Source organism: Desulfurobacterium pacificum, assembly GCF_900182835.1.
GTDB lineage: Bacteria > Aquificota > Aquificia > Desulfurobacteriales > Desulfurobacteriaceae > Desulfurobacterium_B > Desulfurobacterium_B pacificum.
Window position 1 is genome coordinate 1 of the sequence record NZ_FXUB01000010.1, and the last position, 1,407, is coordinate 1,407.

At 42.5% G+C, this 1,407-nt stretch carries 1 protein-coding gene; it reads left to right on the top strand.

The window, feature by feature from the left end; genetic code table 11:
• Positions 1 to 211: 211 nt before the first annotated feature.
• Positions 212 to 1,402, top strand: a complete 1,191-nt coding sequence (locus tag QOL23_RS08470) for an IS110 family RNA-guided transposase (protein WP_283401154.1) — start codon at positions 212 to 214, stop codon at positions 1,400 to 1,402.
• Positions 1,403 to 1,407 lie beyond the last annotated feature (5 nt).

Consider the following 1,407-nt stretch of genomic DNA (forward strand, 5'->3'; position numbering starts at 1 on the left):
CTCCTGCAAAAAATTAGTTTATATTAGAGTTAAAACTACAAAAAGCGAAAGAGGGACAAGGACTCCATGTATCATAGGCTCTAAAGCCTCTTGAGGAGTCTGCCCCTCTGTCCCTCAACTCCCAATAGGTTGATTGGGCTTTAAAGCCCCAGCCACTCGGGAGGATGGTTGTGAGGGACAACCTACAAAAAACTCTCTTGGAGGTAATGCCATGTTTTACGTAGGAGTTGATATCTCCAAACGTTCTTTTAACGTCTGTACCATTGATGCAAATACTATGAAGGTGGTTAAAGAAGATTCTTTCCCTTTTTCCTATGAGGGGTTCTCTTCTTTTGTCAATCTCCTCTCTTCTTTTAAACCTTCCGTGGTGGTCATGGAGTCTTCGGGAAGGTTTCATATCCCTCTCTTTGTGTTCCTTTCTAAGAAAGGTTTTGATGTAAGGGTCGTTAATCCTAAAACTGTTCATAATTTCGTCAAGTTCTATTCTTCTACTAATCCTTCTAAAACTGATAGAAGAGATGCTTTCTTTATTGCTCTCTTTTCCGCCTCTAATCATTCTCTTATCGCTAATGGTTCTCTTGATTTGTCTTCTGTTAGGTTCCTCGCAAGGGAAATTGAGAGAATTAAGCAGGAAATTGCTGAGTGTAAGACCCAAATTAAGTATCTCCTCTCTGTTCTTTTCCCTGAGGCTGAGAGTCATTTTAATGTCTTTTCCAATTCTTTCCTCTCTGTCCTCAGTTCTTTCCCCTCTGCTCCGCTCATTGCTGAGGCAGGTAAGGAGACTGTGAAGAAGTGTTTCGTGAGGTCTAAGGGTAGAAAGCCTTGTTTTTCTCCTGATGATGTCGTCAGGCTCGCTTCTAAGTCTGTTGGGGTTTCTAATAAAGGTCTTGAGGTCTCTCTTCAGTTCTATATTGACAGGCTCTTTTTCCTTCTTTCTTGCGCCGATAAAATGGCTTCTGCTTTCAGTTCCGAAATTGAGCGTTTTTTTCTGAATGAGGTTACTATCGTGTCTTCTATTCCAGGTATTTCTCCTCTCCTTGCAGGTAGGTTTATCGCTGAGCTTGGTGGTATCGGTAGGTTTAGAGGCTGGAAGCAGGTGGTTAAGTATGCCGGCACTGACCCTGTTGTTAAGCAGTCCGGTTCTATGAGAATTAAAAAGGGTATCTCTAAGCAGGGTAATCCTCATTTGCGAAATGTCCTCTATCAAATGGCTGTTGGGGTGGTTAAGTGGTGCCCCGTGTTCGGAGAGTATTTCCGCAGGAAGTTTTCTCAGTTCGGTAGTTATAAAAAGGCTATGATTGCTGTCGTTAATAAGCTTATTCGTGTCCTGTTCGCTATGCTTTCTAAGGGTCAGTGCTTTCAGCATCCTGCTCAGGCTCCGTGTTTAATTTCTGATAGTTGACTCCT